Source organism: Winogradskyella psychrotolerans (assembly GCF_018860545.1).
Lineage (GTDB): Bacteria > Bacteroidota > Bacteroidia > Flavobacteriales > Flavobacteriaceae > Winogradskyella > Winogradskyella psychrotolerans_A.
This window is the reverse complement of record NZ_JAHKPN010000055.1, coordinates 14,706-31,205: the sequence shown is the minus strand read 5'-3', so window position 1 is coordinate 31,205 and position 16,500 is coordinate 14,706. Positions and strand designations below refer to the sequence as shown.

General features: G+C 34.6%; 14 protein-coding genes. 3 read left to right on the top strand and 11 right to left on the bottom strand.

Annotated elements, in window-relative coordinates:
* Positions 1–34: 34 nt before the first annotated feature.
* The 3 genes from KO515_RS18095 to ribB all read left to right on the top strand — a co-directional run bounded on the left by KO515_RS18095 (position 35) and on the right by ribB (position 3,928).
* Positions 35–676 carry a LolA family protein gene (locus KO515_RS18095; protein ID WP_215937751.1) on the top strand — a complete coding sequence of 214 codons (642 nt, stop codon included), beginning with the start codon at positions 35–37 and terminating at the stop codon, positions 674–676.
* 68 nt (positions 677–744) lie between these two features.
* Positions 745–2,748: an LptF/LptG family permease gene (locus KO515_RS18090; protein ID WP_215937750.1), complete on the top strand. Its 2,004-nt coding sequence runs from the start codon at positions 745–747 to the stop codon at positions 2,746–2,748.
* A gap of 31 nt (positions 2,749–2,779) precedes the next feature.
* A complete protein-coding gene (ribB, locus tag KO515_RS18085) occupies positions 2,780–3,928 on the top strand; it encodes a 3,4-dihydroxy-2-butanone-4-phosphate synthase (RefSeq protein WP_215937749.1) in 1,149 nt (382 codons plus the stop codon).
* A 1-nt stretch (position 3,929) separates the two neighbouring features.
* On the opposite strand, the gene KO515_RS18080 is transcribed toward ribB, so the two are convergent.
* From KO515_RS18080 to KO515_RS18030, 11 genes are all read right to left on the bottom strand, one after another.
* The gene (locus tag KO515_RS18080; RefSeq protein ID WP_215937748.1) at positions 3,930–4,697 is read right to left on the bottom strand and encodes a T9SS type A sorting domain-containing protein; all 768 of its coding nucleotides are present in this window, start codon (positions 4,695–4,697) and stop codon (positions 3,930–3,932) included.
* A 12-nt stretch (positions 4,698–4,709) separates the two neighbouring features.
* On the bottom strand, positions 4,710–5,744 hold the full coding sequence (locus KO515_RS18075) for a hemagglutinin protein (RefSeq protein ID WP_215937747.1): 1,035 nt from the start codon (positions 5,742–5,744) through the stop codon (positions 4,710–4,712).
* A 282-nt stretch (positions 5,745–6,026) separates the two neighbouring features.
* Positions 6,027–6,650, bottom strand: a complete 624-nt coding sequence (locus KO515_RS18070) for a hypothetical protein (protein WP_215937746.1) — start codon at positions 6,648–6,650, stop codon at positions 6,027–6,029.
* Positions 6,651–6,670: 20 nt separating this feature from the next.
* A complete protein-coding gene (locus KO515_RS18065; protein ID WP_215937745.1) occupies positions 6,671–7,852 on the bottom strand; it encodes a hypothetical protein in 1,182 nt (393 codons plus the stop codon).
* 108 nt (positions 7,853–7,960) lie between these two features.
* Positions 7,961–9,103, bottom strand: coding sequence for a hypothetical protein (locus KO515_RS18060; protein WP_215937744.1), 1,143 nt, complete (start codon positions 9,101–9,103; stop codon positions 7,961–7,963).
* A 20-nt stretch (positions 9,104–9,123) separates the two neighbouring features.
* A complete protein-coding gene (locus tag KO515_RS18055) occupies positions 9,124–9,816 on the bottom strand; it encodes a hypothetical protein (protein WP_215937743.1) in 693 nt (230 codons plus the stop codon).
* A 22-nt stretch (positions 9,817–9,838) separates the two neighbouring features.
* On the bottom strand, positions 9,839–11,566 hold the full coding sequence (locus KO515_RS18050) for an OmpA family protein (protein ID WP_215937742.1): 1,728 nt from the start codon (positions 11,564–11,566) through the stop codon (positions 9,839–9,841).
* Positions 11,567–11,578: 12 nt separating this feature from the next.
* Positions 11,579–12,868: a hypothetical protein gene (locus tag KO515_RS18045; RefSeq protein WP_215937741.1), complete on the bottom strand. Its 1,290-nt coding sequence runs from the start codon at positions 12,866–12,868 to the stop codon at positions 11,579–11,581.
* A gap of 23 nt (positions 12,869–12,891) precedes the next feature.
* Entirely contained in the window at positions 12,892–13,506 is a 615-nt protein-coding gene (locus KO515_RS18040; RefSeq protein WP_215937740.1) for a hypothetical protein, read from the bottom strand.
* 85 nt (positions 13,507–13,591) lie between these two features.
* Positions 13,592–14,896 (bottom strand): hypothetical protein, encoded by a 1,305-nt coding sequence (locus KO515_RS18035; protein ID WP_215937739.1) that lies wholly within the window; start codon positions 14,894–14,896, stop codon positions 13,592–13,594.
* 11 nt (positions 14,897–14,907) lie between these two features.
* A complete protein-coding gene (locus KO515_RS18030) occupies positions 14,908–16,494 on the bottom strand; it encodes a tail fiber domain-containing protein (protein WP_215937738.1) in 1,587 nt (528 codons plus the stop codon).
* Positions 16,495–16,500: the final 6 nt, after the last annotated feature.

Genomic DNA, 16,500 nt, shown 5'->3' with positions numbered 1-16,500 from the left:
ATTTTACAATATTTAAAAAAAGAAATAAAAACGAATGAAAAATTTAATTATTATCGCATGTCTCGCTATAGGTTTCAATGCTTTTGCTCAAAACGATACACAAGCTGAAACATTACTTAACGAAGTGAGCACAAAAATTAAAAGTTATAAAAATATCAGTTTAGACTTTAAATACGAGCTGAATAATACGAGTGAAAATATAAAGCAAGAAACTCGTGGTGATGTGGTGATTGAAGCAGACAAATACAAGCTTAATATCTTAGGCATTACACGAATCTTCAACGGAAAAACCTTATACACTATTAGTCCAGAAGATGAAGAAGTAACTATTTCTACAGATAATACGGAAGACGAAAGTACTATTACACCTAGTAAAATGTTATCGTTTTACGAAGATGGTTATAGTTTTAAAATGGACATCGTTCAAACGATTAAAGGACGAAAAATTCAATATGTAAAACTGAGTCCAATAGATACAAATTCTGAAATAAAACACGTTTTATTAGGTATTGACGCCACAACGAAGCACATCTACAATTTAATTGAAGTTGGTAAAAACGGAACTAAAACAACATTAACTGTTAATTCTTTTAAAACCGACCAACCTATATCAAAAACCTTATTTACATTTGACAAAAGTAAATACAGCGATTATTTCATCAATAATATTGATTAATTCGATTTAAATATATATCATCGCGAAACGATCGTTTTTTAATTGATTATAGGCTAAATTTTAACAGTGTGAAAATATTAGATAGGTACATACTTATCACTTTCTTAAGGACGTTTTTTAGCGTCTTTATTATATTCATGTTCATCTTTATTTTACAAGGGGTTTGGCTGTATATCTCCGAACTTGCAGGTAAAGATTTAGATGTCATGGTGACGGCTAAATTTATTTTGTACTACATGCCAAAATTAATTCCTTTGGTAGTGCCACTAACCGTTTTACTATCCTCCATAATGGTTTTTGGAAATTTTGCTGAAAACTATGAGTTTGCGGCCATGAAATCTACAGGGATTTCATTGCAACGTGCCATGCGTAGTTTAAGTGTATTTATTGTTGCGCTAGGTATTGGTTGCTTCTTTTTTGCCAATAACGTGATTCCTTGGGGTGAATATAACTTCTACAATTTAAGACGAAACATCGCCAAAATGAAACCTGCTCTTGCTATTGCAGAAGGACAGTTTAATGACATTGGGAATATTAATATAAAGGTCGCTAAGAAAAGTGGTGATCGTGGTCAGTTTCTCGAAGATGTGGTTATTCATAAAAAGAACACCACTCGAAGAGGAAATTATACCGTTATTGTTTCTGAAAAAGGGGAACTTATAAGTAGTCCAGATTCTAATATTCTCCAACTCGAACTACAAAATGGAAATTATTACGAAGAAGTTATTAGTAATAATCTTAAAAAGAATGAAGCCAAACCACATGTACGTAGTTATTTTGACACCTACATCACTAATGTAGATTTAGAAATATTAAATAGTGAGGACTTAGAAGAAAAAAGTCACTCGGATAGATATAACATGCTCAATGTAAGTCAACTTAATAAATATATTGACACCTTAGAACAAAACCAAAAAAACGATTATAGAGCCTTAGCCACCACGTTGTATAATCGAAGTACATATGCCTCTCTTAATGTTAATATTGATACTTCAAAGACAAGAAAAAATATACCAAAGGATTCTATCCTAATAGCTCAAAATCTCTTAGATTTTTACAATACGGCTCAAAAAATCCAGATTCTAAATTTGGCGATAAACTCTTCGAATAGTACAAGGCAAATCTTGGATTCTAATAAAAAGAATTTAGAAATTAAAAAAGTACATTTAAACAAACACATTATTGTCTTACAAGATAAATTTGTATTAGCATTTGCGTGTGTTATTTTGTTTTTTGTTGGAGCTCCTCTTGGTGCACTAATTCGTAAAGGAGGATTAGGTTTACCAATGGTTGTGGCCATTGTACTGTTTTTAACCTATCATTTCTTCGGGATTTTTGCAAAAAATAGTGCCGAAAAAGACAGTTTTAATCCAATCATTGGATCTTGGCTTTCTACAGCGGTGATGTTACCTTTAAGTATTTACCTAACAACTCGTGCAACAAACGATAAAGGTGTATTTCAGTTCGATAATATTATAGTGCCTTTAAAACGCTTATTCAATTCAAAACAACGACTTCAACTTTCAGAGAGTGATACTAAAGTCTATAATGTCTATTCAAAAAACACCATTCCTGAATTGATTGCAATCATCAAAAACCAAGATGAATTTGATTTAGATAAAAAACCTAAAGAGATTGCACTGCATAATGTACTAGATCGTAATATTTCACTTGAAAATTTAAAATCTGAAGGTTTAGAAATACCTGATACTCTCATAAAAGCTCGAGTTTTATTAACAGATTATAAGGATTATTCTAAAACGAGTTTAATCAGTTATTGTATTGGAGCCATACTATTAGTATTACATTTCGTATTTAAAAACAATAAGTTGCCCGAATTAGCAGAGACGACCTTTAGCTTAAGTATTATCGCATTTATCTTTTTTGTTATTTATGTCATTGTGAATGCTTTTGTGTATTCAAAATTCTATAAAACAATCGATCAAGATAACAAGCGTATCAATCCTTTAATTTTAATATTAACGCTACCAATTTATCCTTTAAAATACGTCATTGTAAGAAGTAGAATTTCTCAAGACTTCTACCTAAGCTGTCTTAAAAATATAAAATAACTGTATCTTTGTTTCGTCTAAAATTAGCACCATGATAACTAAAACCATGAATACTCAAACTAGCTTAAATACTATTGAAGAAGCCATCGAAGACATCAAACAAGGCAAAGTTATTATTGTTGTAGATGATGAAAATAGAGAGAATGAAGGGGATTTTTTAGCTGCTGCCGAAAAGGTAACGCCAGAAATGATCAACTTTATGGCAACGCACGGTAGAGGATTAATTTGTGCTCCACTCACAGAACATCGTTGTGAAGATTTAGATCTTAATATGATGGTGCGTAACAATACGGATCCGATGGAAACGGCATTCACGATTTCTGTTGATTTAAGAGGAAATGGAGTAAGTACAGGTATTTCTGCTAGCGATAGAGCAAAAACGGTAAAAGCTTTAGTCAATAAAGACACCAAGTCTTTTGAGTTAGCAAGACCAGGACATATCTTTCCTTTAGTTGCCAAAGAAGGTGGTGTGCTAAGACGTACAGGTCATACTGAAGCCGCGATCGATTTTGCACGTTTAGCTGGTTTTGAACCTGCAGGCGTGATTGTAGAAATCATGAATGAAGATGGCACTATGGCACGCTTACCTCAATTATTAAAAGTGGCTCAAAAGTTTGACTTAAAAATTGTGTCTATTGAGGATTTAGTGGCTTACCGTATGGAACACGATTCTTTAATAGAAAAGAAAGAAGACTTTACCATGGAAACGCGTTTTGGTCAATTTAGACTTAGAGCGTATCAACAAACAACAAACGATCAAGTTCATATCGCATTAACAAAAGGCACATGGAAATCTGACGAACCTATAGTTACACGTGTAAATAACACGTTGGTAAATAGTGATATTTTGGGTGCATTAACCAATAATGCAGATCAGAAGTTAGATGATATGTTCCATGTGATTAATAACGAAGGGAAAGGCGCTATTATCTTTATTAATCAGCAACCAGAGTCTATGAACTTATTAACACGTCTTTCGATGTTAAAAGAGAGTCAAGTGGAAGGTGAATTAATAAAAGCGCCTAGCTTAGGTATGGATACTAAAGATTTTGGGATTGGTGCTCAAATTTTACACGACCTTAAAATTAGTAAGCTTAAACTATTATCAAACAGTCTCCAAACTAAACGTGTTGGAATGATTGGATATGGTTTGGAGATTGTTGAATATGTAGGATATTAATTTATTTTACAACTATTTTTCGTGTTTCTACTTGATTACCAATCTGTATTTTAAATAAATAGATTCCAGCTTCTAAGTTTGAAACATTAACCTCAGCAACATCTTTTAATTCTTGTACTTGTTTTCCCAAGATGTCATAAACTTCAATACGATCTATTGGGTGATTAGAGACAATATTAACTTTATTTGACGCAGGATTTGGATGAATGGATAGTTCTGTGATTTCATTGGTTTCTACATTAAGTACATTCCCAATATATTCATCAATGGCTCCAGCAAAAGAAATAACATAGAATGATGATAATGCGTTTATTCCTAACATCCCTTCACCAGATGAGTCTGGATCTACTCCATTTTCAAATAATCGTGCTTCAGAATTACCATCTGAGGGTGTAAACGTCATCCAAAGAACTGGTACGTTAGCCTGAAAAACTCCGACATAATTAGCTCCACCTGTGGAGTTAAACACATAAAAATCTTCTTCAGTAGCCGCTCCCGGACTTCTAATAACTCCAGCGGGATTATAATTAGAAACACTCTCACTTGTATGCGCTAGAGACCTTGTACCGGTAGCACCATCCGTCGGAAAAACAATAGTTACAGAAGACGTACCTGCGACTGTTGGCGGCTCTTCTGCTGTTGTATCTCTTGTGACATATAATTCATATTGAGAATTGTCCGAATTCCATTCTAAATCAAACGTCACATTCTGTGCGAATAGTGATGTTGTGCAAACTAAAATTGCTAAAAGTGTAATTGTTTTTTTCATAATATTTTATTTTTAATAGTTTAATAATTCTAAGGTTTGTTCTGATCGTTGCATATCTAAATCAAGCTGTGTTGCCGTTCTTAATAATGAAGCAGAAGGCAATTGCTCTTCAAAAAAGTTGTATTGTGAACTAAAACTTGCATTTAAAGGGTACAAAATTATTGATAGCAGTATCTGATTATTTTCATTCGCGAAGGATACATTACCATCAAGAAATACATCAGACTGAAAATACCCATCCACAAAATCATAACTTGAGCTAAAGCTATTATTTGAAGGAAACAAAACGATATCCACCAAAACACGATTAATATCACCTGAGAAGTTTATCAATCCATCACCATTAACATCTCCTGCCCAAAGTGCCATATCGCCAGATGACAATGTTGATTGTGCGAGTGTACCATAAGTTGTGGTACTTACATCCGTAAAATCTACAACAGCTGGTGTTGCTGTACGTGCAATAGTTATAGGTGTATTGGTCATAACACCTAAGTGGTTTTTATGATTTACTACGATATAATAATCATCTGACGCGATATTCAGATTTATGTTAGAGACTCCATCTGTTGCAACAACATCACCATCACGTTGCAACAAAGCGGACTGTGATAAAATAACCAATGTATTATCTGTTTTGTCTCGTAATTCTAACCAAACCCAGTCTACAATAGCATTTTCCCCTGTAACATTAAATACTGAGGCATTACAAGTCACAGCATCCGTATATGGACTTGTGGTTGGGATGTAACCAGCCTCACGTAAATCATCATTCATTAATCCTGTATTTAAAGGATTGAGCATTGGACCTTGCAGAAATAGTTTAGGATTTATACTGATTTTGAGATCGGCATTGATAAAACCTTCGGATATAGAGATACCCCCAGCGCTTAACTCTTGTACATTGACTTCGCCGATGGTATAGAGCATTTGAATACCAACTGCGGTTACTGACGCGCCACCAGAATCGATGCTGAATTTATCTATGGATTGTGCGTGCACGAAAATGCCAATAGCCATGGCAAATAGGGTTGTTAGTGTTTTCATCTTTTGGGATTTATTAATTTTTTAAATTCTGATTATATCATTTAATTATGATCTTTTTTCAAAGTAAGTAAACATATTATCCAATAGCTTTTATTCTGTTGAACTCAAAATTAAAAACTATCTTATTTACAGTGTATTACTATTGTAACAAATAGTGTAACGTATGTAACATTGCCTATAATTATTGATTATTAGTATTGTTACAGCTAAATTTTAATAGTAATAAGTTAAATACAATCAATAGTAGCATTGCTGAACAGATGTAAATTAGAGTTGTCATTTTTATTGTTTTTTATGTTTTGTCACCAAATAATTCGCCAAATCCTTTGATTTTAGATTGAGTTCATCATGCTGTTCTTCAGTTCTACCTTGTACAGAAGCTTTAGTTTGATAAGTGACCACAATGAAGCTGTCATAGTTTTCATTTAGTATGCGTACTTTGCCTCGCTTTGGCTGAGACGCGATATAGCAATCACCAGCATCTGCTAACACGATATCTCTGCCCATAAGTATGCCGCTTGGTAACTCTGCTTTGTCTTTTAAAAGGTTTGCAATTTCTTTTTTGCTTTGTCCCTTACTACTAGGCACTGACATTAAACGCAACGTTGTCCCTGTATTATCGTGACCTTCACCAAAACCTTTGATTTTAAAAAGACATTCGTTTGGCGATTTACTTGTTTGTGCCGTAATATCAGATGCTGGTATTTGTAGCACTTTGGCAAGTTCAGCTACATCCATATCGCATGTATAAGTATCAAATAAGCTACTGTAATTTGCACTAGAGTTACTTAATTTGGAGACTTCTTGCTTTGTTTCGTTTTTAGCAGTTGAGCTGTTGTTTTCTTTGGTTTCTGATTTGCATGCGACTAATAGTGTAATGACTGCAAGAGTTATTAATTTTTTCATGGTTATGTGTTTAAATAATTTTATAGTTTATAAATTACAAATTGAAAGGTGGTTGTTACTTGCGCGCCACTAGAATTAAAGATGCGTACATTAAGGTCAGCATCATTATCTCCATTTCCATCAGTAATTACCGTACTTGCGGTTCTAGGCGACGTACTAATTGGAGTAATCGAACAGACAGTATTACCGTAGCTTAACGATTCTGTACCATTTACATCTATAACAAAGACATTACCACTAACAAACGCTGTAAAATTTCCTGTACCACTTAAAATATTTCCTGTAGATTCTACGATACCATACGCAATTGGGACTAAATTGGCATTTCCAGTGGCTTCTCTGTTTATTTCTTCGGCAACATTTAAAGTTCCTGCAACTACCACATCATTTGTAACATTTAAACTATTTTTAACATCTAGAGTACCTTCAAAATTGGTGTCTCCATTACCATAAACTGTTAAAGCATTACTACGGTTGTCGTCTGCTGTTCCATTTCCTATTATAAACAAAGGGCTTGTATTAGAATGAAAAGAATTTGGACTACCTTCATCTAAACTAAATTTACCTATTACAGTTGAATATTGTCCTATAGCTCTAGTGCCATAGCCCAACGCTACTGACCAATATCCAATAGCACCGTTATTAGACCCCACAGAAGATGCACTTAAATCTAAAGCCTTATGTCCAATATCACCTTTAGTATAACTCTCTCCTACTAACTGCCAACCATAATATGGATCACTAGAAGTTCGCGCTAAGCCAAAATTCGGTTTGTTGGATAAATCGTTATAATTACCACTGAAAATATTTTCTGCGGTTTTGGCATTAAGTGCATAAGGCACTGCCATAATTTGTGTAGTGCTCATATCCGTATAGTTAGTACCTCCTGTGATATCAATTTGTACATTTAACCAATGCTCATTGCTGCTCCAATTAATATGCGTAAATATGTCGCTAGTAGTACCAGTACCAATGTTTAAAATTAGTATGCCGTTAGCGTCTGTCGTTTCTGTATGTGTCTCTGTATAAACGGCAGTACCATTTGCTGTGGCTTCACGTACTTGAAATTGCACACTAATAGACTGACTGGATAAAACGTTTCCTAAATTGTCTTTAATAAGTGATTTATAGTTAATGCCTTGCTGCGCATAGCTTGATATTGATATGAGAAGCGCAATAACTAATGTGATTAAATTCTTCATGATTTTTGCTGTTTAGTTGTTTACAATCTGTTTGTCTTTATAATTGCCTCATTGCAATCCTTCAGTACATAAGGAATAATCCATATTATCCCTCCTAATAAAATATCTCTACTCTTGTCCCAGATAAATAAAATTGTTTATACTTAAATATTCTGGCGTGATATTTAAATCTAAACCAGAACCTCCTGAGCTAACTTCCACAGTATGTGAATGATTTCCGTCAGAAGAACTATTAAAACTTGCAATATTTAAATTATGTGAATGTGCACCTGATGCGGTCGAATTAAAAGATGGTATGTTAAGTGTATGGTTATGAACACCATTACTAGAAATAGCAGATGAAGAAACAGTTCGATCTCTAGACCTATCTGACGTCCTAAATGATTGATGATCATCACCTTGTGGATATCCTTGAGATATAGCACCATTAGTATCATGCACAGGTGCGAATGCATTATGTGTATGACTACCACCTGAAGATGTAAAAACTGCAGGTGGGTCTATAGCATGTATATGATTACTTACAGCACTAGTCACTGAATTCGGAGGATTTATTAAATGAGTATGACTTCCTTTACTTTCCGCAGTTCCTGTAAAATTTAACAAAGGTAAATTAAACTGTTCTATTCTTATCAAATTATCAGTTGCGCCACCAGTTGCACCAACTGCCTCAGGAGTATATGTATGTCTTAAAAATTTTTCTCTCGCATCCGGTAAATTGGTATTAAATCCGAATGAAATAGCTTGGGTTTGAGCTAATGAAGGAAGTGTTGTTATATCACGACCGTTTAAAATATACCAACCATTGTGATCATTAATTTGAAAGCCCTGTTTAACATCACCATATTCCGGTCTAGGTGGTGCTGACTTAGCATATTTTGCATAGGGTACTGCCATAAATTGTGCAGTACTCATATCGGTATAATTTGTACCGCCTGTAATGTCAATCTGTACATTTAACCAATGCTCGTTGCTACTCCAATCAATAGCGCTAAATGTGTCGCTAGTAGTTCCTGTACCAATGTTTAAAATTAGGATGCCATTAGCGTCTGTAGTTGCTGTATGCGTTTCCGTATAAACAGCAGTACCATTTGCTGTAGTTTCACGTATTTGAAACTGCACACCAATATTCTGGCTGACTAAAACATTGCCTATATCGTCTTTAATGAGTGCTTTGTAGTTTATGCCTTGCTGCGCAAAACTTAGTGTTGTTATTAAAATGGCAATGAGTTGTGTGATTGTATTTTTCATCTTTTCTAGCTTTTAAATTATTAATTGTTCCATTTCTCTGATACGAGTTGAGCCATGCCATTTGATTCAAAAAGCTTTTTAAATTCTCGTTTTAAAATGGTCCTTAATGATTTTGTGTAATTTTTATCCAATTCTTTTTTATCTTCTCTTTCAAACTTGCCACTTAGGGTAATGCCATTTAACTCGAAATTAATTTTGTTGTCCTCTTTTGTTGGTGTAAGCAAAAGACTGATGTATTTATCACCTGTCCATTCTACTATATGTGACGCAGAATTCGATAGTTTATGATAACTCGTATAAGCATTAAGCATACTCCTTAAACGAATAGTGTCTTGGTCTTTAAATGAAATAGTGCAGAATACCTGTTGATATTTATTTGATTTAAAATCGACGCCTGAATTAAGTGTCGTTGTAAAACCATACTTCCAAAAAACTGGACCAATGTAGCGACCTGTATATAATTTTTTCTTAGCTAATTTTGTTAGACTATCTTCTGCGATCTCATGCTCGCTTCTTAAATCGAGTGTTTTATTGAACTCACCAATACTGCAATGTGCCTGGTTATTAGTTAATTCAACTTTAAAATTAGCAGCAACATCAGAATTTAAAATATCTTTCAATTTCTCCACGTCGTTCTGTTCTAGTTTTTGTCCACTCATACTTTGGACGATGCAGACGAATAGGATACTTAAAATGAGCTGTTTATCTTTCATGATTATTGTTTTTTAGCTTTTTTTAGTTCGGTAAAATCAAAATTTCTACCCGTCTGTTTTTTGCTCTGTTTATGTCGGAATCATTTTCAACTAAAGGCTGAGATTCTCCATAGCCTTTTTCTTGCCATTTAAATTGCGTACTTGGTATTAATTGTCTCAACGCTTTGGAAACACTTTTAGCTCTCGCCAAAGACAAGGCATTGTTTGTAGTTTCACTGCCAACATCATCGGTGTGGCCTTCAACGATAACTTTTCCTTTTTTGAGAACCGTGATACTATTTACTAATTCTTTTAAGGTCGAAACTCCTTCTGGTTTTAATTCGCTTTTACCAGAATCGAAGAGTACTTGACTATCTAAATTTAATCGCATGGCCGCACCAATAGCGGCAATAGCATCTATATCAGCTCCGGGAAGTGCACTTTCCTCTTTAAGATCTTTTAACCGCACGTAGTAGAAAAGGTCTCCTTGTTTTACAAAAGGACCTATATCTACTTCAGCAGTTCCTCCATCAATCTTACCCACTTTAATCCAGTTTTTTCCGTCTTTTGAAATTTCAAGATCTGTTGGTTCTATTTGCCCAATTTCAAATATGTATAAGTCAGGACCATTTACATTGGTTAGAGCGTTGTCTTCAAATTGTACTGTTAATGTACCCGCTAATCCTAAACTGTAAATTCCGGTTATATCCTCAATATCATAACCTTGAATCACATCGGGTTCTCCGAGCACATTATTAACTTGTTGGGATAAGAGTTTTGGATGATTAAACTTTACCACTTTATCTGCAAATGAGAGTTTTCCAAGAGGTAGATAGACCGCCGTTTTCTGAGAACTTATGTAGGTTATTCCAACGTCGTCTCCAAAATATAAATCAGGATTAAGTTGCTGAAATTTCTTCTTTGCTGCCGTAGCCTTACGAACAATTTGGTTACGATAGGTATTAACAATGCTTTTATTGAATTTTATGGCGCGTTGATACTCAGGACTGGCATTTAATTTTCCAGATTCTATATCTTGTTCCTTTCTAGTGAGTTCAGCTAATAATTTGGTCGCTTCTATATCACTGTGCACTTGTGAAGACAACTTACTCAATACTTCCATTTCTCTTTTTTCATCGGTAGTGGCTGGCACTTCATTTATCCGTTCTACATCACGCATTACGTAACCCGCTTCTGTGAGGTCCAATTGAGACATCATATTGGTACCAGCCAATGAATCTATTTTTTTAAGTTTTGCCATTGTGGCTTTCGGACCAGATTCGGCTTGTACTATTAAAATGGCTTCTTCCAATGACATTCCAGTACTTGTGTTTTTTGAGGTCAATTGTTCTTTGGAAATTTTTCCTTTTAAAAAAACTATCTCTTCAGCATTTTGTGTTTCCTGTCGCTCCTTCATAGCCTGTTGAGCTAATACCTTAAGACTATCTGGATTATTAATGAGTTTTTCCATAGACTCGCGTGAGACTCCACTTTGCTCCAACATATCGAGCACCATTTCGGTATCTAATTGAAAGTCCGTTTCACCTTTTTCAGAAGCTTCAAGCATACCCTTGCCCATATTAAACAGGTCATTTAATTCGGAATTAGTAGTGCGATCTGAAGAATTATTTGAGTGCGTTTTCGTCGTCTGAGAGTCTGAACTTGTTTGAGACTTAGAACTCACTTGGGTATCATTTTTTTTAGATTCACCTGCCGTGTTACCACACGAATAAACCATCACTACTATTAATAGAAAACTTAACTTTTTCATAATTTTTTTCATTTAACGATGGTACCTCATTTCTACAAAATTGTAGAACATTACACCAAATCTGTCATACCAATCTTCTAAGCCATGAGCACGCTCGCAGGCATCTAAAGCCATTAAGCTATTATGGAAGGATTCTAGCATTTCCACACGTTTTAAATCATAGGCTCTATCCACTTCTTCAATGCTCCGCATAATCCCCCTTCTTTGAGATTGCCATACAATCCCTACTACTCCGTGATAACCAGATGTATTATCTCCTAAAGCAACAGCAGCATCTGTGTAGGCTTTAGAGCAATTGTAAATGGTTTGAAGTTTTTCTAAGTTATATCGGGTTCTATTAAATTCGGCACGAGCAGATCTAAAACAATCTGCACAAGCATTTTCTTCATCATTGCAAAAAGATGGAATTCTCGGTTGTCCTGGAGGAGTACCTGAGCCTAAACAAGAGCCTAAATTTCTATAGGCATTGGCAAAGTCTTCCAAAACCTTCTCCGTTTCAAATGCTTTGTTTATGGTATTAATTTGTGAATCAATATGCCCATTAATTGTTGCATTAACTGAATTTCTTTCTCTTCTATGAAATATTTCTGTTTCTAAATTAGATTCTCTGGCACGTTCAATGCCCACTGTTTGTCCATAACTTAAAGTTGATACTCCATGTATTGCAAGTAAAAGAAGTAAAAGCATGGTTTTTTTTCTACGCATTAGTTTTCCTGCTAGTAATCCTACAACTAATAAAAGCACACCGATAATAATAAGTATCCAAAGATTGCTTTCCGTTGTTTGGGCTGTATCCACTTTTCCCACTGGAGTTTCTATATCCAAATCTTTTTCTGTCGCCTTAACAAAGGGTGATCCCAAATAATTTTTAACCTCTGGGCTTGCATTAACTACTACAGTATATGGAATGTCATAAGCTTCTTCCGATGACACTGTAAATCCGATATCCTGATAGCTTCGAACTTTAAAGTTGATATAACCATCTTTAGAAGTAGCTGTTTTTTGCGTTTCTTCTACATTACTCCATGTGTTAAAAACAATATCCGCGCTTAAATTAGATTTGGCATCATTAGCAAAAATGAAAATATCTACATATTGAAAAACGTCATGCCCCTTTACATAATGATAATTTATAGAGTCTTTCATTAATGTTGTACTACCCTCTAGATACTTTGCGCCTTTATATTCGGGGTGTTCTGCGAGTTCTAATTTCGTAGGCTTTATCTTTTTATCTAAGGTAAATGGTTGCGCAAAACCAACATAGCTAAAAGCAACAAGGACAAGTGTGATTATAGTTTTCATAGTGGTGTTGTTTTTTTTATTAATTATTTATTGCCAAACGCTTTATCGAGATCGGAGTAGCCTACACCACTAAACTTTAGTGATGTAAAAGATATTACCGCCATAGATTGGTCTTCTAATTTGCCTTCTTCAAAACGAATTTTCATATTTGAAACCTCAGCTGTTCCTGAAGCTGAAGTAGCATTAGATAAATCTATGCTCCCTGAAATTGCGCTATCTGGTAAACGCTTACCTCCTTCATTAAGTAAATGGTACATGGCACTCATTGTACCACCTCCTTTTTCTGGAGTCTTTAGAATAGCTGTAGCTTTTTCTAACTGATAGGTGTCTGCATCGTAAAACAACTGCACACTTTCTGAGCCTTTATCGAGTTTCTTGGTAAATGTCATTATTGCCGTACGTTTTTTTGTTTTTGCATGTGTATCTACAATACCTGAGGCTTTGGTGTAAGCCCAATCTTTGTCATTGATTTTACAAAGAAAAGTACCTTTAGATACTGGTTTGTTCTCAGTTGTAGCCTGTTTGCTTTCTACCTGTTCTTTTTGTTCTACTTGAACGGTTTGGGTCGTGTCCTTTTTGGTTTCCGATTTACAGGCTACCAATAGAACGATGGAGATGAGTGTGATGTATTCTTTCATGACATTTAATAATTATTGTTCTAATGAATTATTTTTTTTTTATAGTTGCGAATGAAATAGTAGTGAGACAAACTATATGTGTATTTTATTCTTCTTCGTAACGCACATAAACTTTATGAACTTTTACTCCGGGAATTCCCGTAACTATACCTCCATTCCCCCAATTAGCTCCGGCACTTGCGCTAATTACGTATTGACAACCTGCTTGAATAGTTTCATTAATGTTATATGTATATTTATGGAGGTTAGAACTTTCGATACCATTTGCGACATGAGTATTTATAGTAGTAATCGTTTCTGAAGTAACATTGGAATCGCCACAGTATTTTGAAAAAACAAAACTCAAATCTATGTAAGGGTTATCATCTTCAAAGACATAAGAAATTGAAATTAATCTTGAACCAACAGGAACTACTAAAGGAGCTACTACATAAGGCAAGGTACTTGAAGGTGTAGATCCTGATAAATAAACAGTATTAGAACTGTAAGCGACACTCATACTGCTAACTAAACGAGCAACAAAATCCGTTGCCGGAATAACCATTGTTTTTTCCATTTTTTTTGCTCCAAGTGTTACCCAACCTGTTTCTGCGATATAACCTTCAAAAGCATTAGTTGTAGAATTATATCTTATGGTTCCGTTAGAAGGAGATATAGCATCATTTCCTACTTTAATTTTTCCATTCACCTCTAGACGTTGCGTTGGGTTTTGAGAGGCAATACCAACAAATCCGTTTGGTATTACAGTTAACTTAGGAGAGGCAAGTGTCGTTAAATGGACCTTACCTGTAGAATTTGTTGCTCCTGTGCCAAAATCCATATCATTATTACCAGTATAAATCCCTGTATAACCTTTATAGCCTCCTGAATTATAAAAAGCAATATAATCATCTGTACTTGTTGATCTAATTGATAAAGGGTTTCCTAGAGTACTATTTATATTTACAATTCCTGAATTATCATTTTCAATATTATTTCCTGTTTTAGTCCAATTTGCATTACCAGCTGTTTCTGCATACTTTGCATAGGGCACCGTTTTAAATGATGTCTCCTCAAAAACAATTAAACTACCATTAGGTTCAACTCTAACGGCAACCTCTAAATTGTATAATTCGGCATCCCAATCTATGGCATTAAAATCATTAAACTGGCCTGGATTGCCTTCACCTATATTTAGAATAAATATTCCATTTAAATCAGTTGTGGTTTGGTGTGATTCAATGTACTCACTGCTTCCATTGGGGTTTTCTATAATAAAACGGACATATATATCTTGATTAACTAAAACAGTACCATTATCATCTTTTAATAACGCTTTATAGTTAATACCTTGCTGCGCAAAGCTTGAAATTGAAATGATTAATACGATTAATAATGTGTATAGTTTCATAGTGCTGATTTTTATTGGTTATTGGTTTCTATTTTTTCTACTCTTGAAATAAGATTATTAACCATATTTTCCAGAGTTGAATTATCTGTTGACAACGTTTCTATTTTTGAGTTTTGTGTGTTTATAACACCTTGTTGCTCTTGTAACGCTTTTATCAGTATTGGAATCAGCTCTGTATAAGACAAGGTGATTAAGTCTGATTCTTCAACATAGGTGGTGATACTTGGGAAAATCTCTTGCACTTCTTGTGATATTAAACCTAGATTCCGCTTGGTGTCAGTTTGGTCTTTCATTAAGTAACTCACAGGGTTGAGTTGCATCACTTTATGGAGTGTGCCATTTTCTATAGCTGTGATGTCTTTTTTGGTACGTCTATCGGAAATTGATGAATAATTACCTGTAGATTCACTGAAAAAACCACGGTAATCACCATTTCTATACAAAGATAAACTACCATTGGGCCGCGTTTCAAGGCGCCATGTGGACGTCGCATCTGTTGCATTTTGAATTGTTAATGGACCATCAGCGTTTAAATAATTAGTATCTGCATACTCTTTAGTAACTAAAGCTTTGTCATCTGTTATTTGAGAAATATCAAAACTTGGTGCTGTAATTGTCCCATTTTTTAAAACAATTAAGGCATCACTTCTATGATAGGTGCCTTGCCAATAACCATTACCAATTACAAATAGCCGATCATTTGAATTCCATTCAGACTCACTATTAGGAGTATAAGTTGTATTAAACAAGCCTAAAGCTATTTCTCCGTAAGACGATGTTTGAGAAGACGGTCCTATAGCTGTTGAGTGGTGTCCTTTTGATTCCGAATCATAACCAATAGCTGTTGAATATTCTCCTACTGATTTCGAGAAATAACCCAAAGCAGATGAAAAATCACCAGAAGCAATATTACCATTACCTAATGCAGTTGACGCAATACCTGAAGCGGTATTGCTATGTCCTGAAGCAAAAGAATAACGACCAGTCGCACCTCGTGTCGTGGAATTATAACCACTATAACTTAAATCTACTGCGTTTTCACCTAAATTTCCGTAAAAAGCAGAATTTTGGCCAATTAATCGCCAGCCATATATTGGTTCTCCAGTATCGGTATCTGTACTCTCTGTAATTCTTTCTAAACCTGAAGGAACGGTTATTGTTGGTTGATTGGTTAAATCGTTATAATCACCACTAAAAATATTGGCTGCTGTTTCGGCATGTTTTGCATAAGGCACCGCCATAAATTCCGTGGCATCAAAATTTATGATGCCCCCATTATATGTTATTGTAGTTTGTAAAAAATGTTGGTTGGCACTCCAATTTATATCTCCAAAAACACCAATGTTTGGCGTTGCATCCGTACCAATATTTAAAATAACTAAACCGTTAGTATCAGTAGTATAATTATGGTCTTCTTGATATATTATGGTACCAGTTGTAGAATTTTCATGTATACTAAATTGCACGCTCATAAATGTATTTGCAAGTACATTGTCATTGGAATCCTTTAATAAGGCTTTGTAATTAATGCCTTGTTGTGCATGGCTTGAAACTGATATAAATAACGTAACGACTAATGCGATTATAATTTTTTTCATTTTTTT

What these genes read in the sequence shown, in the direction of transcription:
- KO515_RS18050 (WP_215937742.1), bottom strand. Translation starts at nt 11,566, where the DNA reads ATGAAAAAGTTAAGTTTTCTATTAATAGTAGTGATGGTTTATTCGTGT.
- KO515_RS18095 (WP_215937751.1), top strand. Translation starts at nt 35, where the DNA reads ATGAAAAATTTAATTATTATCGCATGTCTCGCTATAGGTTTCAATGCT.
- KO515_RS18030 (WP_215937738.1), bottom strand. Translation starts at nt 16,494, where the DNA reads ATGAAAAAAATTATAATCGCATTAGTCGTTACGTTATTTATATCAGTT.
- KO515_RS18070 (WP_215937746.1), bottom strand. Translation starts at nt 6,650, where the DNA reads ATGAAAAAATTAATAACTCTTGCAGTCATTACACTATTAGTCGCATGC.
- ribB (WP_215937749.1), top strand. Translation starts at nt 2,780, where the DNA reads ATGATAACTAAAACCATGAATACTCAAACTAGCTTAAATACTATTGAA.
- KO515_RS18065 (WP_215937745.1), bottom strand. Translation starts at nt 7,852, where the DNA reads ATGAAGAATTTAATCACATTAGTTATTGCGCTTCTCATATCAATATCA.
- KO515_RS18045 (WP_215937741.1), bottom strand. Translation starts at nt 12,868, where the DNA reads ATGAAAACTATAATCACACTTGTCCTTGTTGCTTTTAGCTATGTTGGT.
- KO515_RS18040 (WP_215937740.1), bottom strand. Translation starts at nt 13,506, where the DNA reads ATGAAAGAATACATCACACTCATCTCCATCGTTCTATTGGTAGCCTGT.
- KO515_RS18055 (WP_215937743.1), bottom strand. Translation starts at nt 9,816, where the DNA reads ATGAAAGATAAACAGCTCATTTTAAGTATCCTATTCGTCTGCATCGTC.
- KO515_RS18035 (WP_215937739.1), bottom strand. Translation starts at nt 14,896, where the DNA reads ATGAAACTATACACATTATTAATCGTATTAATCATTTCAATTTCAAGC.
- KO515_RS18075 (WP_215937747.1), bottom strand. Translation starts at nt 5,744, where the DNA reads ATGAAAACACTAACAACCCTATTTGCCATGGCTATTGGCATTTTCGTG.
- KO515_RS18080 (WP_215937748.1), bottom strand. Translation starts at nt 4,697, where the DNA reads ATGAAAAAAACAATTACACTTTTAGCAATTTTAGTTTGCACAACATCA.
- KO515_RS18060 (WP_215937744.1), bottom strand. Translation starts at nt 9,103, where the DNA reads ATGAAAAATACAATCACACAACTCATTGCCATTTTAATAACAACACTA.